General features: G+C 62.0%; 22 protein-coding genes. 6 read left to right on the top strand and 16 right to left on the bottom strand.

Annotation, left to right across the window (positions count from 1 at the left end):
- Positions 1-56 precede the first annotated feature (56 nt).
- Positions 57-356 (bottom strand): hypothetical protein, encoded by a 300-nt coding sequence (locus NATTI_RS0100760; RefSeq protein ID WP_006091506.1) that lies wholly within the window; start codon positions 354-356, stop codon positions 57-59.
- Positions 357-660: 304 nt separating this feature from the next.
- Here NATTI_RS0100760 and NATTI_RS0100765 point away from each other — a divergent pair, with 304 nt between their 5' ends.
- Positions 661-951, top strand: coding sequence for a HalOD1 output domain-containing protein (locus NATTI_RS0100765; protein WP_027119017.1), 291 nt, complete (start codon positions 661-663; stop codon positions 949-951).
- A gap of 45 nt (positions 952-996) precedes the next feature.
- On the opposite strand, the gene NATTI_RS0100770 is transcribed toward NATTI_RS0100765, so the two are convergent.
- From NATTI_RS0100770 to NATTI_RS0100780, 3 genes are all read right to left on the bottom strand, one after another.
- Complete coding sequence (locus NATTI_RS0100770; protein ID WP_006091508.1) at positions 997-1,428, bottom strand: acyl-CoA thioesterase; 432 nt, start codon at positions 1,426-1,428, stop codon at positions 997-999.
- Positions 1,429-1,517: 89 nt separating this feature from the next.
- A complete protein-coding gene (locus NATTI_RS0100775; protein ID WP_006091509.1) occupies positions 1,518-2,270 on the bottom strand; it encodes a ribonuclease H-like domain-containing protein in 753 nt (250 codons plus the stop codon).
- A gap of 193 nt (positions 2,271-2,463) precedes the next feature.
- Complete coding sequence (locus NATTI_RS0100780) at positions 2,464-2,676, bottom strand: hypothetical protein (RefSeq protein WP_006091510.1); 213 nt, start codon at positions 2,674-2,676, stop codon at positions 2,464-2,466.
- Positions 2,677-3,409: 733 nt separating this feature from the next.
- On the opposite strand from NATTI_RS0100780, the gene NATTI_RS0100790 reads away from it, so the two are divergent.
- Positions 3,410-4,276 (top strand): DUF7547 family protein, encoded by an 867-nt coding sequence (locus NATTI_RS0100790; protein ID WP_006091511.1) that lies wholly within the window; start codon positions 3,410-3,412, stop codon positions 4,274-4,276.
- A gap of 98 nt (positions 4,277-4,374) precedes the next feature.
- Here the strand turns inward: NATTI_RS0100790 and NATTI_RS0100795 are convergent, their stop codons facing one another.
- Complete coding sequence (locus NATTI_RS0100795) at positions 4,375-4,734, bottom strand: PhlB family protein (RefSeq protein WP_006091512.1); 360 nt, start codon at positions 4,732-4,734, stop codon at positions 4,375-4,377.
- Complete coding sequence (locus NATTI_RS0100800; RefSeq protein WP_006091513.1) at positions 4,731-5,891, bottom strand: thiolase family protein; 1,161 nt, start codon at positions 5,889-5,891, stop codon at positions 4,731-4,733. The genes NATTI_RS0100795 and NATTI_RS0100800 overlap by 4 nt, the downstream gene beginning before the upstream one ends.
- A 273-nt stretch (positions 5,892-6,164) precedes the next feature.
- Here NATTI_RS0100800 and NATTI_RS0100805 point away from each other — a divergent pair, with 273 nt between their 5' ends.
- The gene (locus NATTI_RS0100805; RefSeq protein WP_152423969.1) at positions 6,165-6,626 is read left to right on the top strand and encodes a hypothetical protein; all 462 of its coding nucleotides are present in this window, start codon (positions 6,165-6,167) and stop codon (positions 6,624-6,626) included.
- 47 nt (positions 6,627-6,673) lie between these two features.
- On the opposite strand, the gene hflX is transcribed toward NATTI_RS0100805, so the two are convergent.
- Positions 6,674-7,975, bottom strand: coding sequence for a GTPase HflX (gene hflX, locus NATTI_RS0100810; protein ID WP_006091515.1), 1,302 nt, complete (start codon positions 7,973-7,975; stop codon positions 6,674-6,676).
- Between the two features lie 380 nt (positions 7,976-8,355).
- Between hflX and NATTI_RS0100820 the strand changes: the two genes are divergently transcribed.
- Entirely contained in the window at positions 8,356-8,667 is a 312-nt protein-coding gene (locus NATTI_RS0100820; RefSeq protein WP_006091516.1) for an FUN14 domain-containing protein, read from the top strand.
- Positions 8,668-8,699: 32 nt separating this feature from the next.
- Here the strand turns inward: NATTI_RS0100820 and NATTI_RS0100825 are convergent, their stop codons facing one another.
- The 7 genes from NATTI_RS0100825 to NATTI_RS0100855 form a co-directional block, all read right to left on the bottom strand.
- The gene (locus NATTI_RS0100825; RefSeq protein WP_006091517.1) at positions 8,700-9,425 is read right to left on the bottom strand and encodes a ribosome assembly factor SBDS; all 726 of its coding nucleotides are present in this window, start codon (positions 9,423-9,425) and stop codon (positions 8,700-8,702) included.
- A 116-nt stretch (positions 9,426-9,541) separates the two neighbouring features.
- Positions 9,542-10,300 (bottom strand): archaeal proteasome endopeptidase complex subunit alpha, encoded by a 759-nt coding sequence (gene psmA, locus NATTI_RS0100830; RefSeq protein ID WP_006091518.1) that lies wholly within the window; start codon positions 10,298-10,300, stop codon positions 9,542-9,544.
- A 4-nt stretch (positions 10,301-10,304) separates the two neighbouring features.
- Complete coding sequence (locus NATTI_RS0100835) at positions 10,305-10,790, bottom strand: Rpp14/Pop5 family protein (RefSeq protein ID WP_006091519.1); 486 nt, start codon at positions 10,788-10,790, stop codon at positions 10,305-10,307.
- Positions 10,787-11,449, bottom strand: coding sequence for a class I SAM-dependent methyltransferase (locus NATTI_RS0100840; RefSeq protein WP_006091520.1), 663 nt, complete (start codon positions 11,447-11,449; stop codon positions 10,787-10,789). Before NATTI_RS0100840 ends, NATTI_RS0100835 begins: the two co-directional genes overlap by 4 nt.
- The gene (locus tag NATTI_RS0100845) at positions 11,433-12,137 is read right to left on the bottom strand and encodes an RNase P subunit p30 family protein (protein WP_006091521.1); all 705 of its coding nucleotides are present in this window, start codon (positions 12,135-12,137) and stop codon (positions 11,433-11,435) included. Before NATTI_RS0100845 ends, NATTI_RS0100840 begins: the two co-directional genes overlap by 17 nt.
- A gap of 347 nt (positions 12,138-12,484) precedes the next feature.
- Positions 12,485-13,303: a transcriptional regulator TbsP gene (tbsP, locus tag NATTI_RS0100850; protein WP_027119018.1), complete on the bottom strand. Its 819-nt coding sequence runs from the start codon at positions 13,301-13,303 to the stop codon at positions 12,485-12,487.
- Positions 13,304-14,155: 852 nt separating this feature from the next.
- Positions 14,156-16,267, bottom strand: a complete 2,112-nt coding sequence (locus tag NATTI_RS0100855; protein ID WP_027119019.1) for a hypothetical protein — start codon at positions 16,265-16,267, stop codon at positions 14,156-14,158.
- A 213-nt stretch (positions 16,268-16,480) separates the two neighbouring features.
- Here NATTI_RS0100855 and glyA point away from each other — a divergent pair, with 213 nt between their 5' ends.
- Positions 16,481-17,728, top strand: coding sequence for a serine hydroxymethyltransferase (glyA, locus tag NATTI_RS0100860; protein WP_006091524.1), 1,248 nt, complete (start codon positions 16,481-16,483; stop codon positions 17,726-17,728).
- A 121-nt stretch (positions 17,729-17,849) separates the two neighbouring features.
- On the opposite strand, the gene NATTI_RS0100865 is transcribed toward glyA, so the two are convergent.
- Positions 17,850-18,548 carry a hypothetical protein gene (locus NATTI_RS0100865; RefSeq protein ID WP_006091525.1) on the bottom strand — a complete coding sequence of 233 codons (699 nt, stop codon included), beginning with the start codon at positions 18,546-18,548 and terminating at the stop codon, positions 17,850-17,852.
- Positions 18,549-18,716: 168 nt separating this feature from the next.
- On the opposite strand from NATTI_RS0100865, the gene NATTI_RS25925 reads away from it, so the two are divergent.
- The gene (locus tag NATTI_RS25925) at positions 18,717-18,989 is read left to right on the top strand and encodes a hypothetical protein (protein ID WP_152423970.1); all 273 of its coding nucleotides are present in this window, start codon (positions 18,717-18,719) and stop codon (positions 18,987-18,989) included.
- 12 nt (positions 18,990-19,001) lie between these two features.
- On the opposite strand, the gene NATTI_RS0100875 is transcribed toward NATTI_RS25925, so the two are convergent.
- Entirely contained in the window at positions 19,002-20,453 is a 1,452-nt protein-coding gene (locus NATTI_RS0100875) for an APC family permease (RefSeq protein ID WP_006091526.1), read from the bottom strand.
- Positions 20,454-20,470 lie beyond the last annotated feature (17 nt).

Genomic DNA, 20,470 nt, shown 5'->3' on the forward strand with positions numbered 1-20,470 from the left:
CGGACGAAACTGGGCGGCGGTGGATTCCCGATTGTCGGATGTCAACTGCTTTGGGGTCAAGCACCGTGGCATCCGCCTTGCTGATCTGTGAACTCCGCCCGCAGGACGGAGCGGTCGTCGGCGTCGACGGCGTAGCGAAATCGGCCGCTTGGGTGCCGCCGATCGAGGTTGAGGGGCGCGAGGTTGTAGCCGAACGTTGCATCGTAGACGCCGCGTTCTTCGAACAGGGCTCGAGTGAGGCGGTGAAAGGCGGTGCGATCGTCACCCGTGAGTACGGCGTGTCCCTCGAGGACGGATGGATTCCGGAATGTGCTCGGGAGCGAACGCGTCCCAGTTGCCGAACCCGTCGGTGTCACGGTTCATTCCGGCCGTCGAAGATGGATCTGTGGCGAATGGGTTCATCACGACTAATCATGGAGTCGGAGCGTTCCAGTAGTTCGACCCGAACATATTCGCGAAACTGCTATCGCAATGACTCCCTGTATGATGAATATACCTCTCTCGATAGTTTAGGATATTAGTTATATACTTATTCCAAACCTTATTAAACTAGTAATATATGCATTAGTGTACAGTACTGTCCTTTACCCACCACTGCTGTCTAACAAGGAGACGTTGGGGCCAGAGGATTTATAACCAGCGACCGTAAGAGTCTCGCCAATGCTACTCTCAGTCGACCGATCGGATACTGCTGCAGTCCACTCAGTCAGTTTTGATGTAATTGCCGCAATAGCCGACCGTGAGGGTGTCGACCCGATGGATATCGAACCGCCGGAGTACGAAGCGCTGTACGATGCGATCAACCCGGAAGCCCTCGATGCACTTTTTGCACCGCGGGAGGACGGGAGCCCTCGAGCCTCCGGTCGCGTCGAATTCCCGTTCTGTGGCTATCTGGTCGTCGTCTCGAGTGATGGTGACGTGGACGTCGAAGAACTGGACAACGGCCGATAAGGATCGGTATCGAGACGGTTCACCGTCGCCGCTGATCGACGCACCTCAGTCGCCGGCCCCGTCGATTCGAGTCCGCCACTCGCTCGGAATCGGTTCGGACTGCCCCGTCTCTCGATCGACGAGCACCTGGACCGTTCGCGCCGTCGCGGCCGGTTCGCCGTCGGCTCGAATCTCGTACGCCATCGTCAGACTCGAGGTTCCCAGTTTCGACACGCCTACGGCGACGGTGACCTCGGCATCGCTCTCGATCGGCCGAACGTAGTCGATTGTAAGGCTCGCGATCACGGTTCCGATGTCGGTCAGGGAGACGCCGATGATCTCCTCGAAGTACGCCTCTCGGGCCTCCTCGAGGAACGTCGCGTAGATCGCGTTGTTAACGTGGCCCATGAAATCGAGATCGCGGAGGCGAACGTCGATACCGATCTCGCACTCGTAGCCGATGTCTTGATCGTCTTTCTCGTCGAACGCTTCGTTCATCGGTTCCTTCAACCGAGTGCAGCGTCCTATACGTACTTGGTACGATCCAGACGGTCACGACGATTCCCGGAGGCTACAACGACACCTGCTCACTCGCCTGCACAGGCCGCTTCGAAGACGGTCTCGTGAAGCCGATCCGTGACGATCTCCATCAGCGGTTCCATGTTCTTCGTGTCCGCACGGTTGTACTCGACGAGCGTCTCGAGTGCCGCCTCGTCGCCGCGTTCGTACTCGTGCCAGAGCCGAACGGCGTCGCGCCCGGAGAGATCCGGCATGTCTCGATCGATTCCGAGATCCTTCTCGATGGCCTTCAGTCCGCCGTCGAGCCCGATCTTCTTGCAGGGGTACATGAGATCGACGTGTGGCGTCATCACATCGATGTCGTAGCAGGTCTCGAGGAACGGCACGTCGAAGCGCTGGCCGTTGAACGTCACGAGCAGCGAGGACGTTTCGAGTTCGTCCTCGAGCCGTTGCCCCGTCAGGTCCCGCCCCTGGACGAAGGTCTTCGTCTCGCCGCCGCGGTGGACGCTGACGGTCGTGACGTCGTTACGGCTCGCGTCGAGACCGGTCGTCTCGATGTCCAGAAAGCAGGTGTTCTCGCGGACGTTCTCGTAGCACCGCCAGCGACTGGCCGCCGGCAGCGCTTCCGTGAAGACGGAGACGTCGCCGCGCTCGAGGTGGGTTCGGCCCTCCTCGATGAACGACTCGATCCGGTCGGCGACCGTGTCGCCGACGACGCTGCCGTCGAACTCGTCCCAGTGGGTGATCCCCTGTTGCCACAGCTTGCGTTCGGTGGTTTCCCCGACGCCGCGGACGGGAATGAAACTGTTCTCGATTCGCACACCAGTGTCAGGGGGCCGAGCGAACTAAAAGCGATTGGATCGCTCCGAGGGACCGTCGACCGCGGGCCGGACTCGAGTCTGTCGTCCGATATCGAACGTACATGCTGTGGATGGATTGTATACTGGCTCCACTGACATTTTCTCGGGAAAGTTGACTGGAAACTAATCGCGGATTGACTACAGCTGATTTCGATCAGTTACCGTCGGAGTCTGGAATCTCGATGACGATTCGGTTCCGTCCGATACGCACGTCGCCGTCGGGTGTCGACTCGCGGTCCGCAAAGCTCCGCACCTGGTACTGGAGCAACCGTTTCGTCGAGCCGCTGATGTCGACCGTTTCCGTGTCGAACTCGAACAGTAACTTGTCCCCTACGCTTCGGAGTGCGAGGGCGATGTCCCAGAGCACGACGACGCCGAAAAAGATGAGCGCAAGGAAGACAGTTACTGCAGCCCTACGAGAAGCTGAATGTCAAGATCGACCATATATGGCACTCTGTAATTTGATAGGTCGTTCGATATATAGACCCTCTGCCGTAACACCAATAACACTGGACTGAGACCGTTTAGAACGGTCATTACAGGCGATTTCGTTCGGTGAGGATTCGACTTTCGATCCGACGTTTCACACTCGAGCGCCGACTGTCTCGTACGACTAGTATTCGGGCCGGAGTTAACAGCAAGGATTTATTTTCCCCTAATTCACACAATAATATATGAATTCGTCTAAGATAATTGGTTTGGGATTCATGTTAGTTGGCGTTCTAATTCTCATTAGAACTTGGGTTTCAGGGACCATTCACTTGGGAACAGAAACCGGGACTGGATTACTAATTATTATTGCTGGGTTGTCAGTGCTGTTTCAATCACAACGCAATCCACCTTTTTCAGACAATAGTATGACGACATCCGCCATAATCTCTGCAATAATACTGCTTATAATTGTTATTGTGGTTCAGATCATGCTATCGATATGAGGGGATTACCAAAAATGAACGGTAATTGAAAATCGAGTAGGGAGATGAGCGAATCGGCACGGTCCTGAAGCTCGACAGACAACATTCCGCTGATGGACCCGAGTCACAGTCGGCGAGGTGGACTCGACCGACCGGATTTTTGCACCCGGCGTCCGTAGGCCAGCTATGGCCGATCACGACGACGAACTCGAAGACGCCGTCCGCGAGCTCACACGGACGATTGACGACCTCCGGGCGGAACTCGAGTCCACGCAGCGCCGTCCCCGACTCCGGCCGCCGGCACCGCGACCGCCGACGCCGCGGGACCTCCTCCGTTTTGCCGACGAGATCGCCATCCCCGCCGCGATCGCGGTCCTCGAGACCAGCGTGCGGGCGCTCGAGGGGTTCCAGCGGGCGCTCGAACTCACCCGCACCGAACGGGAGGTTCGCGACCGAACCACGGAGGCCGCGGACAGCGCCGGCGAACGGGCGAACGCGTTGCGCCGGACGACGCTCTCACAGCTCGATACCGTATTAGCCCAGCTTCAGCGAGCGACGACCACAGAATCCGATACGTCGAACGAGCAACTCGACGAACTGCTCGCGCGGGCCCGCGCCCTACGGGAGGACGTCGACAGCCGACTTCGGGACGTGGACGACGGCCTCGAGCGAACCGACTCCTCGACGGACGCGATTCGGATCGACATTGACGACGGCGACATCGACGGCGCCGGGAGTGTAGACGAAAACGACGAGTCGACGCGGGACGACCCGGGTTCGCGCGTCGACGTCGACGCCGAACTCGAGACGCTGAAAGATCAGTACGGCTCTGAGAAAGCGGACTCGAGCGATGCGGACCGCGCCAAGGAGGACGAACACGCTGCCGGCGAATCCGATGCTGACGATGGCGACGACGATTCTACCGGGAGCGACGAAGACGACGCGAGCGATTCAGAACGGTCCGATTCTTACGGGGACGATGCTGAGGAGAACAGTGCTGGCGATGATCCCGATGCAAACGGTGGCGGAACCGACAGCGATTCCGACTCGTAGACCGGTTCGAACCACGGTCGGAGCGAAGCTCCTCCCTGATTCGGCTCGGCTTTAGTCTGCGTCTGTCGTTCAGGGGTGTTCGCGACAGAGCACAGGGTTCAGACCGGTTCGAACCGATACCCGTCCCAGTCTTGGCTCTCCGGCTCGCGGATGCCGGCCCCAGGTTCGCGCAGTTCGTCGACGTACACCGGTTCGACCTCGTCGCCAGTTTCGATCTCGTCGGTCGTGGCCTGTCCGATCGCGCGGACCGATTCCCCTTCTATATCGAACTCGACGATCGCGAGCGTGTTCGGTTCCCGGACGCCCGGCGGCGTCGCCATGCTCGTCGTCCAGGTGATTACTTCGGCGCTGTACTCGCTGAGATCGATCGTCTCCACCGGCTCGGAGCCGCCGGGTCCGCGCGGGTGACCGGGGTAGCTGATCGAACCGTCCTCGTATCGCGTGGCTTCCATCGTCATTGTCCTGTCTCCATGATAGTCGTGATAACGCAGTTCCCGAACCCGCCGACGTTACAGCAGAGCCCGACGTCCGCGTCGACCTGTCGCGGCCCGGCCTCACCGACCAGCTGCTCGTAGATTTCGACCGCCTGTGCGACGCCGCTGGCACCGAGCGGGTGCCCCTTCGACTTGAGCCCGCCGGAGGTGTTGATCGGCAGTTCTCCCGTATCTCGCTCCGTATACCCCTCCTCGACTAACTTCCACGCCTCGCCCTGCTCGGCGAAGCCGAGTCCCTCCATCTGTAGGAACTCGAGGATGGTGAACATGTCGTGGAGTTCCGCGACGTCGATGTCGTCGGGGCCGTAGCCACTCATTTCGTAGGCCCCCTTCCCGCTCTCGACGACGCCGCCCATGACGGTCGGATCCTCGCGCTCGTGGACGACGTGCGTATCCGTCGCGCCGTCGATGCCCGAGACGACGACGTAGTTGTCGGTGTACTCCTGAGCCACGTCCTCGGGACAGAGCATCAACGCCGCCGAGCCGTCTGTGATCGGACAGAAGTCGTACAGCCGCAGCGGGTCGGCGACGATCGGCGACTCCAGTGCGGTCTCCTCGTCGATTTCCTTCCGGAACTGCGCGTGGGGGTTGTCCACGCCGTTCTTGTGGTTCTTGACGGCGACCTTCGCGAGACTGTCCCGGGGCGCGTCGAAGCGCTCTAAGTAGTGACGCGCCGTCAGCCCCGCAAAGGAAGGGAGCGTGACGCCCGTTTTGTACTCGACCGGGTGGGTCAGCGACGCGATGACATCCGTTGCTTCGCCGGTGGTCCGGTGGGTCATCTTCTCGCCGCCGACGAGCAGGGTCATGTCGCTGGCCCCGCTGGCGACCGACTGCCAGGCGGCGTAGATGCCGGCCCCGCCGGACGAACTCGTCTGGTCGACGCGCTGGGTGTACGCCGGCATCGCGTCGAGGTCGTGGGCCAGGGCGTTCGGTACGCCCGTCTGTCCTTCGAACTCGCCACTGGCCATGTTCGAGACGTACAGGTGCTCGACGTCCGCGGCGTCGACGCCCGAATCCTCGAGGCAGTCGATCCCGGCCTCCGCGAGGAGATCCATCACCCACTCTCCCTCGCGTTGCCCGAACTGGGTCATCGAGGCTCCGATGATTGCAACACGTTCCATAGTTGTCCAGACTCCGGGATCGCGTTAAAATATTTGGGTAGTAGAATCTTTGGACAGAGGGATACTATCCAAGCAAATACTTTCCGTTAGCCCTGCTATTAGACTCTATTCCAAATGGCGAGATGTTAAAGAATGCTGTGTAGAGGTCGAATAATAGGAATAGATATATTCCAGTATCATGGTGGTGTAGTATTGACAGAAGCCAGCTCTCTATCCAGACGAACTGCTCTGGCCGTTCTCGGTGGTCTTTCAGGTACTGGTGGCGGCTACGCCGTGTGGCGTCACAACCACTCCGACAACGAAGTGCATTTGTTGTTCCTTCGGCTGATCAATTCGTGGAGCGCAGAACGGAGTTTCGAGGTCGAACTCGTCCGGAACGACGAGCGGGTGTTCGACGAGACGTATTACGACGTTCCTGCGTACGGGTCTGACCGGGCGCGTGCTGATGACCAAAACCCCAGCACCCACCTGCTCGAACCGACGTGGGACGAGGGGCCCGCTACGTTCGAGCTTCGTGGTCGGTTTGTCGATCAGGAGGACGACGATTGGCAGACCGTCTCACCTGCCGACGCTGGCGGCGAATACATCGGGATCGACCTCCAGTTCTGGGAGCAACAGATCCTCGGCGGCTTCTACACCTTCGAAACCGAATCCCAGCGAGAGACCGCTCGAGAGTTCGTCGAAACCGAACTCGAGCGCCAATCCGATCGGGACCGGTACGGAAGCGAACCCTGACCGTCTCCTGTGTTCGGCGACGAGTCGGTGATTGTGGGCCGACGAGACTACGCGGATTCGGCGGCGGTCGCCCGCAACTCCGTCGCGCGCGAGCGGGCCTGTTCGATGATCGCAGGCCGGGCCTCGAAGGAGACGACGACATCCTCGTCGCCGTAGGTAACGTCGTCGACGTTCGCGTTGTCGTGGATCCACGAGACCACGCTCATCGTGTCGTCGGTCATCGGCAGGAGAAGGCGTTCTTCCTCCCATTCCGGAAGTTCGCGGTCGATCCGCTCGAGCAGCTCCTCGACGTTCGTCCCCTCCATGCCGCTGACGGTGACCGGGTTCGGCGCGAGCGACGAAAGGGCCTCGCGTTTCTCCGCGAGTTCGTCGTCGTCGACTGTATCGATCTTGTTCAACACCGTGACGATCGGCGCCTCGTTGCGCTCGTAGAGGGTGTCGTGGCAGGTGACGAGCTTCTCGTGGATCTCATCGATCGGTTCGCTGATGTCGACGACGAGCAACACGAGATCGGCCCGGTAGACCGAGTCCAGCGTCGACTTGAACGACTCGACGAGCCAGTGGGGGAGGTCGCTGATGAACCCGACCGTGTCGGTCACCAGCACGTCCCGTGGTTCGATGGACGCGCGTCGGGTCGTCGTCCCGAGCGTCGTGAACAGCTTGTCCTGGGACTCGGCCGTCGCGTCGAGATCGGGGTGGAGGTCCTCGTTCTCCTCGACGGTGAGGTCGTCGGCCAGCTGTCGCAGCAGCGTCGACTTGCCGGCGTTCGTGTAGCCCGCGAGCGCGACCAGATCGAATCCGGAGTCCCGGCGGCGCTCTCGGCGTTGCTCCTCAGTCTGCTCGATCTGCTCGAGTTCGTCTTTGATCCGGCTGATCTGGGCTTTGATGTCCCGTTCGCGGCTCTCGTCGTACTCTCCCAGCCCCATGAAGCCGGGATGTTCGTCGCGCTTGGCGAGGCTGGTTTTGGCCTCGGCGCGGGGTAGTTCGTACCTGAGTTCGGCCAGTTCGACCTGCAACTGGGCCTTGCGCGTCTGGGCGCGCTGGCCGAAGATCTCGAGGATTAGGGTGAACCGATCGATGACCTCGACACCGTCGGGCAGCAGCTGGCCGAGGTTGTACGTCTGGTAGGGCCCGAGTCGGTTGTCGAAGATGACGGTCGTCGCTTCCGTGGCGACAGCGACCTCGGCCAACTCCTCGGCTTTCCCCTCGCCGAGCTGGAGGGCCGCGTCGGCCCGCCGCGACTGGGTGACCTCTCCGACGACGGTGTACCCCGCCGCTGCGGCGAGGTCGCGGATCTCACTCGTGTCGGGCGTTCCGGAGTCGACGCGTTTGGCGATGATGGCGTTCATGCGGATGGGATGACGTGGGGGGAGTTCGGGCGTCGGTGCTCGTCTGCTCGCGAGACGGGACACTCGTCGACCCGGCGAGCCGTCGCTCGTGTGCACTGCTCGCGCCGACGCTGCAGACGACGCGACGGATGCCCGACCACGCTACGGATGCCGGTCGAACACCTCCATTGGCTGGACGATACTCATAACTACCCGTACGCGTCCGATCGTCTTGAATCCCGTGCACGATGCCGTCTTGCGGTTCGCTCGTACTCACTCGACCGATCGCTCGTACTGGTATCAGTTCGGGGTCGAACCGCTGACTACACCTTATATATCAGAATAACAGATCCTCAGCCAACCATAACAGTCATTGTACCGCACTCGAATACGAAGCCGTGATGATAGACGTCGATCCGACGACCCTCGGTCTCGAGTTTGGGGGTGGAGCGGTCATCGGGGCAGTACTGGGATTCGCCACGAAGCAGGTCGCGACGCTCCTCGCCCTCGTCATCGGTGTCCAACTGATGGCGTTTCGCTACCTCGAGTCACAGGAGATCGTGACCGTCGACTGGAGCCGTCTCACGGCCGGCCTCCTCGAGACGCAGGAACATGCACAGAACGAGATTCACTGGCTCGAGTCGGTGCTCTCGATGGTCTCGGTCGGTGCGGGCTTTACCAGCGGCTTCCTGATCGGCTACCACCGGGGCTAGGGCTCGGTTGAGAACGCGACCGTTTTCTCGGTCTATCGCGTCTTCAAATCGTCCTTATCCTTGATGATCTCCGTCTCCGCCTTTCCGCTCGAGTGTTCGTTGACAACGTCGAAGAAGTCGTTTTGCATTCCCGCGGGGAAGGTCACGACGCCGATCCAGGAGCCGTCGGGCTGCCACTCCTCGCGCTCTAAGTCACCGAACTGACGGACCTTCGCCTGCGCGCTGCCGGCGTATTCGGCGGGAATCTGGGCTGCGATCGTCACCTCTTCGAACCGAATCGGAATTACGGGCCGCAGCGCGTCCAGCGCGTCGTCGACCTGCTGTTCGACCGGTTCCATCGGATCGACGGTGAAGCCGGCCTCCTCGAGTGCGTTCTCGATACGATCCGGCGGATGGGGCGCGTTGTCCATCTGCGGGTTAACCGCGTTGCGCGTGATGGTGTCGATCAACTGTCTGCGTTTTTGCTCTTGCATCTCACGGCGCTGGTCGGCCGTGATCTGAATCTCTCCCTGCTTGATCACGTCCGGGATGATCTCGAGCGGGTCCGTCGTCTCGAAGACCTTCTCGAGGTCCTCCTCGGCGGGGCGGTCGCCGCGCGAGGCATCCTCGAAGACGTCTTCGGCGGCGATGACCTCCTCTAGGTCGCCGTCGAACTCGTCGCGTTTGATTGAAAGCGCCGCATCCGGGTCTACGAGCACTTCAAAGCGCGCCCCGTGTGACTCGAGTCGCGCCGTCACCGCCTCGTCGAGCGATATCATACCAGGGAGTACCCCCGGCCGCCTAAAAGAGCTTTTCCTGACGGCATCCGACGCGACGGCCGCCGCGACCGGCGTCGGATCGCTGCGTTCGATCGGGGCCGGGGACGGAGTCTCGATTACTCGGCGTCTTCGTCGTCCTCACCGTCGTCGAGGAGATCGTTCTCCTCGAGGTGGGATTCGATCTTGTCGTGGTCGAACTGCTCGAAGGATTCGCTCTCGATGTCGATCGTCGCGAGCCCGACTTCGTTGGGAAGCAGCGAGCCCTCGTTGACCGACGCGAGCGCGTCGAGGGCGAGCGCGATGCCGCCGTCGAGGTCGGCTTCCTCGTCGTAGTTCTCCTCGAGATACTCCTGCAGTTCGCCGCGGTCCGAGCCGACGGCCAGGGCCTTCCACTCGTATGGGGTCCCCGACGGGTCGGTTTCGAACAGGCGGGGTTCGCCGTTGTCGATGCCGCCGACAATCAGTGCGACGCCGAACGGTCGGGCGCCGCCGACCTGCGTGTACTGCTGGATGTGGTCGGTGACTTCCTTGGTCAGCGTCTCGACGCCGATGGGCTCGCCGTAGCGCAGCTGGTTGACCTGCGTCTGACGGCGGGCGAAGTCGATCAGCTGGCGCGCGTCGGCCACGTGGCCGGCGCTTGCGATCCCGACGTGGTTGTCGGCCTTGTGAATCTTTTCGACGCTCGAGTCCTCGAGCAGCGGGGAGGGGACTCGCTTGTCGACGGCGAGAACGACGCCGTCTTTCGTACGGACGCCGATACTCGCTGTTCCTCGTTTGACCGCCTCGCGGGCGTACTCGACTTGGTAGAGTCGGCCGTCCGGCGAGAAGATCGTGATACCTCGGTCGTATGCCTGCTGTTGTTGTTGTCCCTGCATAGTCTCACACTAAATCGTAATCGAGGTCTGTCGCGCCCGCAAACGCCTCATCGAGTCGCACGTCTGCATCGCATTCCCGCAGGACGGCGACTCGCTCCTCGTTCCCGAACACGACGTTTCTCTCTTTCGAATCTTGCCGGCGTTTACCTAAATAGTTTTCTTCAGCGGCACGGATCGTGCCACTGATACCGCGAAGACGAATTCCGACCGGAGAGCCGTCTATACCGTCGATACAGGCGACGGCCGCGCGAGCCGGTTCGGTCTCCCCCCGTCGGACCCGAACGATCGCTTCGCCGAGTCCGTCGGCGAACTCGAACCTGACGACCGTCATATCGGCGCGAGCGCTGCCCGGATCACCGAGCAGGTTCTGGGCCGCGTACCAGCACTCGCGCTGGAACGTCCGCCGATCGATCGACGCATCGGGCCAACTCTCGATCTCGACGGCGAGGTATCGCCAGCGCGGCTGGAGGTGCTTCGGGAGGTGTTTCATGCGTCCGCAGGGGCCTCGTCGTCCGCGTCGTCACCGGGGACGCCGTCGGACTCCGTCGGCATCCGCTCGGCGACCAGGACGCCGACCTGATCGTGGACGCGTTCGACCGCGGTCAGCGAGAAGCCGGCGTCGGTGAAGGCGTCGGCGAGGGTGCCGACTGTCGCCGGGTCGTCGACCTCGGGCGAGTAGAACGGCTCCTCGGGATCGGGCTCGCCGAAGAACATCACGTCTCCGAGGACGAATTTTCGTGGCTCGAGGCCCGCGATGACTTCGATCGCCTCGCGTTTTTCCTCGTCCGAGAGGTGATGGAGTGCGAAGTTCGAGGTGATCACGTCGACGTTGCCGTCGTAGTCGGGCTTGCGGAAGGTACCGCGGCCGAAATCGAGGTTCTGGAGTCCCTCGGACTCGGCCTTCGCTTCGGCTTTGGCCATCATGCCCTCGCTGATATCCCGGCCGACGACGCGCTTCGCGTCGGGTGCGAGCGCGAGCGCGATCGCACCAGTTCCGGTACCCAGATCGAGGACGATGTCGTCCTCCTCGGGGGCGGCGTGCTCGATCACGAGATTCGCACAGGCCCGATACTCGTCGGAGTTCGAGTCGTCGTACTCGCCCGCTTGCTCGTCGAATCTGGCCGCGTGATCCTCAAGGCTCTTCTTCATATCTCCCTCGTTCGACCCCCGGCTCAATGAACGACTCGGACTGGATCTCTCGATTGCGCTCAGCCAACCGCCCCCACTCTGCGAGCCCGTTCTCGACAAACTCGTTCGAGAACCCCAGTTGCTCCCCCACGGCGATCAGTTCGCGAGGAGCGCGCAACTCGAGGTGCGAAGCGGGGTCCGCGCTGACGACGTACGGCGCGTCGTAGTAGTCGACGATCTCTTTGAGCTTTCGCAGCGACTGAATTTCCCTGACCCGAGCGCCGCCGCTCTTTCGGAGGACGCCCGAGAGGGAGAACTCGAGGCGAACGCCGTTCTCGACGGCGGCTTTCACGAGGACGTGGTTGATATCGCCGCGGTCGGCCATCGGATGGGCGAGCACGTCGAGTTTGTCGTTCTCGACCGCGAACCGATTCATGTCGTTGGTCCCGCCGTGGAGCGCCACGATGGTCTGATCGGTGCGATAGTTTCCGACGGAGCCGCCGGCCTGTTGCGGGCTGTCGGCCCGGATTTCGACGCCCTCGACAACGTCGATGTCGTACTCCTCGCGGATTTCCGCGGCTTCGTACTCGGCCCGCGAGCCGTGGTGGTTGCGGACGACCACGCCCTCGAAGCCGTAGTCGGCCGCCGTCTTGGCGAGTCTGGCGACCGTGCTGTCTCCGTCGGGATGGGCGTGGACGGCCTCGTACATACACGGATCGTCTCACGGCGGCGACTTGGGGTTTGCGCCATGTGCTGAGGAAATTGCAACGGAGTCGAATGGCCGGGAGCACGCCCGAACGACTGTGAGGGCGTGCGACCCGGGGGAGGGCAGGCCGTCACCCGACGCTTACCGCGAGCGGGCCGACGACTGATGTGAGTGAGGACTGAAAGGACGAACGAACGGGAGGAGGAGTGCTTTTCATCGAAGTTTTGCCGAGGGACATCGCGGCCGCAACGGTTTGCGGCCGCGATAGACCGTCGTTCGAGACGGCTTCGCCGTCTCGTGATCACGAAAGACGCTTCGCGTCTTTCGGACGACAGCGCAAAAGTTCGGTTCTAGTTGAGAATCGACTGTGCGACCGTCGCGAGCTGGCCGTTGTCGGCCTCGTTGAGTCGGTCGTCGCCGATCTTGAGACGGAGTCGCGGTCGGCCGACGTCGATCGGGACCTTCTCGGTGTCGATGAGCCCCATATCCTCGAGTTTGGTCTTCGTTCGGCTGAAGGTCGCCTTGGAGGCGATACCGACGTCCTCGCCCCACTTGCTGATGTCGTAGAGGAGCGCTTCGTTCTTCGCCGCGACGAGCAGCGAAATCGTCACTTCGTCGAGCCCGTCGCCGTCACCACGGGCAGTCTCGAGCGAGTTGAGGATCGCCGGGAAGTCGTCTTCGGCTTCGGGGCTGATCTCGTCGGCGAGCGTCTCGCGAACGGCCGTGATCGGCGGTGTTCGGAGATTGAACTGGGAGGCGTCGTCCCAGCGATCGGCGTACGTGTCGAACGTATCGTCGACGAAACTGTCGTCGTCGGTGACGAGGCCGCCGACGCGGTCGCCAGCGTGGACGACGGCGATGACGCGGTCGTCGGTGACGAGCAGCGAGTTCTCGGGGGCCTCCTCGAGCGTTCGCAGCGCGAGTGCGTCCTGGCTGATGAGGTCGGCGGCGTTCGAGGCGACGATGAAGTCGTCCATAACGTCTTTCAGCGTCCGTTCGTCGGCGAGCATGTGTACCGTCGGCAGGTCGCCGTCGAACGCGGTCGCGACTGAAACGAACTCTTCGATCGCATCTGCGGACGGGTTGACCATGTATACGTCCCCTGACGCCTCCTCAAGGATGGAGTCGAGGATATCGTCAATTTGGTGGTTGAGTAAATTCGAGGTCATGTCTATACAGAAGTAAGCGTTAGCAAAGCACTTAATTTTGTTGGCCGATTCACCGCTACAACTTGAACTCTATCGAACTTTGCGGTAGGATTTGTCGATTCTTTCATCGAATTTTCAGTGTGCTTTCAAGATACAATGACGATCGTGTAACACAATTGCGGCGGAGTCGTGCGGTGTGCGACCGTCTCTATCGACTGTGCGGGTCACGCTCGGTTCGATGCCGATCGCGATAAACAGTCGCCGTGCTATTCGGTTAGGGCCCGCTGTAGGTGCTGACCCGGTTGAAAACGTTGAAATCTCCGCCCAATGATGCCATGACTGTCGCTGTATCGTACAGTGCGGTACTGACCTCGAGTATGAGCATCGGTTCCATACGGTATCCAAGTGCATGGCTACCTATTTAACTATACTGTGCTGTTTAAAAAATCGCCACACACTACAAACGAATGATCAGTGGGCCCGTAGTATTGGTCGAAAGCGGCCAGTCGCTGACGGACAGCATTCGATCGGTTGCCGCGAAACGATCGACGCGTCCGGCATCCAAGGATGGAAACTCTGTTCCCCCAAACACGCGGCAGGGTTGGACTCGCCGAAACGTTCTCGGATACGACGGTAAATTGAGCGCGAGCGTGCCAGTTACTGATCCACTATGTATATGATTGTGTCGGCCAAAGGCGGTGGCATGCGTGACACGTACACCTGTTCTCGAGACGTGGCGGTCGATGCCGTTGACCAGTTGTCGCAAGCGACGACGCGGTCGGAGCGGCTACGGGCGAAACGGGTCACGACCTACAGCGGGCCGTGACAGCCTTCCCGGCCAGAAAACGAGTTTTTCGCCCGTCCAGCAGGTGATCAGCGGTCGAACCGCTCTGCGAGTTCTTTCGACCAGTAGAGATCGCCGTCGTAGATGACCGACGCATCGGTTTCGCGGAGTAAGGAGTGGACGCCGGACTCGGAGAGCGTGAAGTTCGACGTCCCACCGGAGAGATACGCATACTCGTTGTCCTCGGTGTGGGGGAAGTAGTACGACCCCGTCACTCGCGTCGAGTAACAGTCGAACGTGGCCAGATACTGGTCGGTATCGAGTTCCTCTAACGTGATGGTGATCGGCAACTGGTGTTCGCCTTGCCCAAGCGAGTGGGTCCCGTCGCCGACGACCGCGTAGTCTTTCCCCATCATAATACGCCGGCGTGCAAGTCCCATCGCGCGCTCGATACTGAATCCGTGGACGAGCAGTTTGGCGAACGTCGACCCGACCTTGATCGCGTGATCGTTCAACACCTTCGTGAACGTGACCGCGCCGGCGACGCTTCCCTTCTCGATCAGCCCCATCCCCTCGTAGTAGGAGCCACACGCGTTGAGGAAGAACGTCTGTACGTTACACTGGCCCAGGCTGTCGGTCGAGAGGTAGCCGTCCGGACAGCGGAGGCCGTCGGTCTCGCAGTGACCGATGTAGTGGACGAAGTCGTGGTCGTTCTCGAAGGCGCGGGCGAGGTCAGCCGTCGTCAGCGACTCCTCGACGGTCACGTCCATTGTCAACTCCTTGGAGCGCTGCCGGTAGATCCTGGCGACGTCGTCGTGCTCGCCGGCCATCTCCGGATCGTTCAGGACGACGCAGATCGAGGTCGAATCGCTCGAGCGCTCGATGAAGTCGAGTCGGTTGTGGTAGGCGTCCAGCGTCGTTTTGAAGACATCGATGGGAACGCCGTCCGCCAGCCACCCGTGTACTCGGCCGTTTCGGAGTTCGGGTTTGATGATATCCACCGATGCGACTTTGCCGGCGCTCGCCCTGTCGAGCCCGGCGGTGCCGGGCCCGGAGTCTCGACTGCCGCCGCGGTAAAAGTCCTCCAGCGATCGTTCGACCAGCTCTCGCCCCTCGAGTTCGGAGGTTCGGGGGGTGTAGATCATGCTCAGGCGATCGAGCAGGAAGGGAAGCGACTCGATGCTCTCGTACGTCGGCGAGACGTACGTCGAGAGGTGCCAGTCGGGGAGTCGGTGCTCGATCGCCGCGTAGGGGACGTCGAGGTAGGTTGCGAGTCGCTCCTGTGGGCCCGCCTCGTACAGTTCGTCGGCGTCGAGTCCGAGCACCTCGAGGACGCTCAGCTCCGCCAGATCGGTTCCGTACGGGCCGGCGTTGCGCACGAGACAGTCGAGGAAGAACACCTTACGGAGCAGCCGCTCGACGTCGCGCTCGAGCCCGGGCATCGGCGAGAGGGGTTTTTCGATCGCGTGCTCCGGAACCCGAAGCGTCGGCCGAACGGGGGTGGTCCCGCGGTGATTGCTAGTCCGGACGGTCGCCTGAAGGTAGTAGGCGAGCGGGGCGGTTACGAACAGCGATTCGTACTCCGGTGGCACGACCAGTTCGATGCCCGACTCGGAGAAGTCGTCGCGAATACAGTCGGGGATCTCGAGCGCGTCGCCACATTCGAGGAGCGACGGATGGCCACGGAGGGTCGGGTAGGTTCGGTCCGGCCCGTCCGTCTTGTGCGAGGCGGCGAGGTGAGAGATCCCCGCTGCGAGCCCGTCCGGTGTGTCCGGGACGGTGATTGTCCCCGCGGGGAGTTCGTGGTGGCTCCGGAAGCCGACGATGACGCGGATCCGATCCGGAAACGTGACGACGGTCTCCTCGAAGCTGTCGGTCTTTTGGATCGTCGCCGCGCCGGAAAAGCGGAGATAGGTCTTGATCTCCGTATCGATGTCGACGACGTACTCGCCGGGCGGGAGCGAGAGTGGCGAGCCGTCGGGGTCGAGTTCGTGTTGCTCGTCCGAGCCGAGCGAGAACGCGTAGACGACGGCGTGGGGGAAACGGAGTTCGTCCGTGGTCACGACCGCGGTTTCGTCGACCGGGCGCTGGATATCCGGACCGGGACCATCGACGACGAGTTCGCCACCCTGGACCGACAACTCGGTGTTATCGGCGTCCGTGACGCGGAGCGTCCCGTCGTCCATCGCCCACTGTATCATTCGGTACGCTGAATGTTCCTCCGGTAAGTTAGTTGTATCGGGTGGGGGAACGAACGGGAAATCGGTCGGTCGTCAGCTGGTCGAAGACGTCCGTCACTCTCGGACTCACGCAGTGGCTCTCGAGCGGTCTTCGACCTGTTCCAGACGCGCGAGTAGTGGCTCCACTTGCCGAAGACGGGTACACTTATGCGGACGCCAGACCGCACATCGAACATGGACCACGAGCACGTTCGGGACGTCGATCCCGCCGTCGCCGATGCACTCGAGGGAGAGGTAGATCGCCAGCGAAACTCGCTGCAGATGATCGCCAGCGAGAACCACGTCAGCGAGGCCGTCATCGACGCGCAGGGAAGCGCGCTGACGAACAAGTACGCCGAAGGCTATCCCGGCTCCCGGTACTACGGCGGCTGCGAGTACGCCGACGAGATCGAACAGCTCGCGATCGACCGCGCCCAGGACCTGTTCGGTGCCGAGCACATCAACGTCCAGCCCCACTCGGGGACACAGGCGAATCAGGCCGTCTACTTCGCGATGCTCGAGCCGGGCGACAAGATCCTCTCGCTGGACCTGACCCACGGCGGCCACCTGAGCCACGGCCATCCGGCAAACTTCGTCGGCCAGTTCTACGAGGTCGAACAGTACGAGGTCGACCCGGACACCGGCTACCTCGACTACGAGGGCCTGGCCGAACAGGCCGAGGAGTTCGAACCCGATATCATCGTCTCGGGCTACTCCGCCTACCCGCGGGAAGTCGAGTGGGAGCGCATCCAGGAGGCCGCCGACAGCGTCGGCGCGCTCCACCTCGCCGACATCGCCCACATCACGGGGCTCGTCGCCGCGGGCGTCCACGACTCACCCGTCGGCACCGCCGACTTCGTCACCGGCTCGACCCACAAGACGATTCGTTCGGGTCGCGGCGGCATCGTCATGTGTGACGAGGAGTACGCCGACGACATCGACTCGGCGGTGTTCCCCGGCGGACAGGGCGGCCCGCTCATGCACAACGTCGCCGGCAAGGCCGTCGGCTTCAAAGAGGCGCTCGAGCCGGAGTTCCTCGAGTACGCCGAGCAGACGATCGCGAACGCGAAGGCGCTCGGCGAGAGCCTCGTCGACAACGGCTTCTCGCTGGTTTCGGACGGCACGGACAACCACCTCGTGCTCGTCGACCTCCGCGAGAGCCACCCCGACACCTCCGGCGGCGACGCGGAGGAGGCGCTCGAGGACGCCGGCATCGTCCTCAACGGGAACACGGTCCCCGGTGAGACGCGCTCGCCGTTCGACCCGTCGGGCATCCGCGCGGGGACGCCCGCGCTGACCACCCGTGGCTTCGACGAAAATGACTGCCGCCAAGTCGGCGATCTGATCGCCCGCGTGATCGACGCGCCGGAGGACGAGTCGGTCATCGACGAGGTCCGCGAGGACGTCCAGTCGCTGTGTGACGCGAACCCGCTATACGAGTAGGAACTCGCGATAGAACCCATTAGTCACGCGAAATTGGATTTTGATTCTCCGAGCCGCGAACGCCCGCTCGTGAGGCTCGCCCGTCCGTTACACGACGGGAGTGAGACGTGTCGATCTCGAATCACCGTTTCTCGAGTATCGCTCGCCACTGAGTCTCTCCGTACCTGGTCGCGACGACAGTCCACGGCGTCCCGATCGTCGCTTCTCGAAGCCGGTCGACGCTGAACACGCGGAAGAGCAGCGTTCGGCCCACGTCTCCTTCGTACTCGCAGTGATACACTCGATGGGCGAGCCCGCGCGCCGGATCGTCCCGGTAGCCGAAGACGTCGCCCGCGGCGTTGGGCCCCGGAACGTAGTTGTCGAGGACGGCCGCGGCGTCCGGCGCGGTCACGTATGCGAGGTCGTCGAGAAATCGACGGACTCCGTCCATCGATCCTGCCAGTCCAACCTGCGTCCCGATCGAGTGGGCCGACCGAAACCGGTCGCGGTCGAAGTGGTCGCGGAGCGAAAACATGTCCACCGGACGGGCGTCGTTCACGCCGCGATCCCGCATGGTTTCGACGAGGTGGTCACTGACATCGATCGCGACGGTCTCGAATCGGTCCTGGTAGTAGAGCGCGTCTCGCCCCGCACCTGCACCTAAATCGAGCAACGGGCCGTCCAGCCATTGGTCTCGCCACGCGCTGTCGTCGTGTTCTCCGAAGTACCAATCCTCGATCGCGTGCTCGCGAACGGCGTCGCCGTCACGGTCGAAGAGCGGCACCTCCTGATCGCCGAGGTGGTGGTCGCGGATCGCGCGACCGAACGGATCAGCTGCCATCACACCGTGTGACACAGACGCAACTGGCGTAAAACCACGCTGAGTTGTGATACCGATTCGCGTCGCATTCGAATTCGTATGGCAGAGTAGACGAAGACTTGGCCGTTAGAGTCGATCCTGTCAGTCGCCGGCACGCGGCTTTTCAGCCGCCTTGCCGTAGCGCGGCCGATGTCGATCGATCCGGCCGGAACGATTCTAGACGACGACCGGCTGCTCGAGTTCCGGAAGACCGAGACGACGACGGTCGGCGAACTCGCCCTCGAGGTGTCGCCGGTCGCCGACGCGATGGGCGCTGAGAGCGACGAGCACGTGACTGGGGGATCGACGAGTACGAGGACGAGTCGATGCTCGTCGTCACCGCCGAGCGCGATACCCACGAGTGGGAGGTCTCGGAGGCGGGCACGTCCGACCGAAGCTAACAGGGGAGAAAACGGCGCTTGAAAGATCACTCCGTCAGTCGCCGCTGTCCGTATCGCTGCTGCCGATCGACTCGTGTTTGTGTAACAGCGCCATCTTGTCACGGAGGTCTTCGCCCTCTTCGCCGTACGTCCGGATCCGATAGACGTACAGCAGCGAGACCAGCGCGATCCAGCCGAACTGCACGCCGAGTGCGGTCGGCGCACCGAGTGCGACGAACACCATGAATATCGCCGAGACGATGACGTTTCCGACGGCGACGACCTTGAGCACCGGCATCGGCAGCTTGTAGAACGAGTACTCGTAGCGATCCGGGAATATCTTTGGCAGATTCCACAGCGCAACGCCGCTGATCATGAAGCTGATGAAGATCCCGGTGACGGTGATCGTCACAAGCCAGTCGAGTACGTCGACCGCGAGTATCCCATCGAGTGGACCGGTCAGTGGCGCGATGAGCAGCGGCGGCGCCGCGAGTAACAACAGCGCGCGGTTCGGCGTGCCGAACCGGTCGCTGATACCGGCGAAGAAGCCAGGGATGACCTCGTCTCGAGCCGCGCGCATGATGGTTCGCGAGTAGGACGTGTACAGCGTGTTGGTCGTCGTTGCTGCGGCGACGAGTGCGCCGAACGCGACGAACGCGATGGCCCAACCGGGCATGATCCCCTCTGCGACGGCCGCGAGTCCGCCTTCGACGGGTTCGCCGTCCTCGCCGATAATCTCCTGCCACGGTACCGCACCGATCAGCGCCACGATGATGCCGATCGTCAGAACCGCGACGAGCGTCATCCCAGCAGCTAACACCCGCGGGATGTTCTTCGCTGGATTCTCGAGTTCCTCGCCGATCTCGATTATCATCGCGAAGCCCTGGAACGGGATGTACAGGGTTACGGCGGCGAGGAAGAACGGTGCGTAGCTGTCGGCGAACGGCTCCCCTTCGCCCTCGGGGAACAGAGGTTGGAAGTTCGAGACGTCGAAGGAGGTCAATCCGCCGGCGATGAACGTGACCATCGCCGCCATCAACAGGCAGACGAGCACGATTTGGACGTTCGCGGCCAGTCGCACGCCGACGTAGTTGAACACCAAAAAGGCCCCGAGAAGGAGGTAGACCGAGAGCAGCGTGGGCAGATCGGCGAAGACGGGGACGTACTCCGCGAAGCCCAGCGCCGCAAACAGGATGTACGCCCACACGGACATGATGGGTACTGCAACCCCCAGGAATCCCCAGTACGGCCCGACGAGCCGGGAGGCGTAGACGTACGCCCCGCCGGCAACCGGAATCGCGCCGCCGAGTTGTAACAGCAACAGGATGCCGAGCACCATCGGGATGATCGACAGTAAAATTGCGACGATGATACTCGGTCCGGCAACGACTGCCATCTGGGTCGGCACGATGAAAATACTCATTCCCACCGCCGTCCCGATCAGCAGTGCAACCGCGGCAATCGGTCCGATCTTCTCGTTGATTAGTTTGAATTCGTCTCCCGACATCGATAGTCTGTCAGAGT

This window comes from Natronorubrum tibetense GA33, assembly GCF_000383975.1.
Lineage (GTDB): Archaea > Halobacteriota > Halobacteria > Halobacteriales > Natrialbaceae > Natronorubrum > Natronorubrum tibetense.

Coding starts and splice junctions, on each gene's coding strand:
- NATTI_RS0100865 (WP_006091525.1), bottom strand. CDS start 18,548: ATGGCAGCTGATCCGTTCGGTCGCGCGATCCGCGACCACCACCTCGGC.
- NATTI_RS0100765 (WP_027119017.1), top strand. CDS start 661: ATGCTACTCTCAGTCGACCGATCGGATACTGCTGCAGTCCACTCAGTC.
- NATTI_RS25925 (WP_152423970.1), top strand. CDS start 18,717: ATGTCGATCGATCCGGCCGGAACGATTCTAGACGACGACCGGCTGCTC.
- glyA (WP_006091524.1), top strand. CDS start 16,481: ATGGACCACGAGCACGTTCGGGACGTCGATCCCGCCGTCGCCGATGCA.
- NATTI_RS0100820 (WP_006091516.1), top strand. CDS start 8,356: ATGATAGACGTCGATCCGACGACCCTCGGTCTCGAGTTTGGGGGTGGA.
- hflX (WP_006091515.1), bottom strand. CDS start 7,975: ATGAACGCCATCATCGCCAAACGCGTCGACTCCGGAACGCCCGACACG.
- NATTI_RS0100845 (WP_006091521.1), bottom strand. CDS start 12,137: ATGTACGAGGCCGTCCACGCCCATCCCGACGGAGACAGCACGGTCGCC.
- NATTI_RS0100835 (WP_006091519.1), bottom strand. CDS start 10,790: ATGAAACACCTCCCGAAGCACCTCCAGCCGCGCTGGCGATACCTCGCC.
- NATTI_RS0100800 (WP_006091513.1), bottom strand. CDS start 5,891: ATGGAACGTGTTGCAATCATCGGAGCCTCGATGACCCAGTTCGGGCAA.
- NATTI_RS0100855 (WP_027119019.1), bottom strand. CDS start 16,267: ATGATACAGTGGGCGATGGACGACGGGACGCTCCGCGTCACGGACGCC.
- NATTI_RS0100795 (WP_006091512.1), bottom strand. CDS start 4,734: ATGACGATGGAAGCCACGCGATACGAGGACGGTTCGATCAGCTACCCC.
- NATTI_RS0100790 (WP_006091511.1), top strand. CDS start 3,410: ATGGCCGATCACGACGACGAACTCGAAGACGCCGTCCGCGAGCTCACA.
- tbsP (WP_027119018.1), bottom strand. CDS start 13,303: ATGACCTCGAATTTACTCAACCACCAAATTGACGATATCCTCGACTCC.
- NATTI_RS0100770 (WP_006091508.1), bottom strand. CDS start 1,428: ATGAACGAAGCGTTCGACGAGAAAGACGATCAAGACATCGGCTACGAG.
- NATTI_RS0100825 (WP_006091517.1), bottom strand. CDS start 9,425: ATGATATCGCTCGACGAGGCGGTGACGGCGCGACTCGAGTCACACGGG.
- psmA (WP_006091518.1), bottom strand. CDS start 10,300: ATGCAGGGACAACAACAACAGCAGGCATACGACCGAGGTATCACGATC.
- NATTI_RS0100840 (WP_006091520.1), bottom strand. CDS start 11,449: ATGAAGAAGAGCCTTGAGGATCACGCGGCCAGATTCGACGAGCAAGCG.
- NATTI_RS0100875 (WP_006091526.1), bottom strand. CDS start 20,453: ATGTCGGGAGACGAATTCAAACTAATCAACGAGAAGATCGGACCGATT.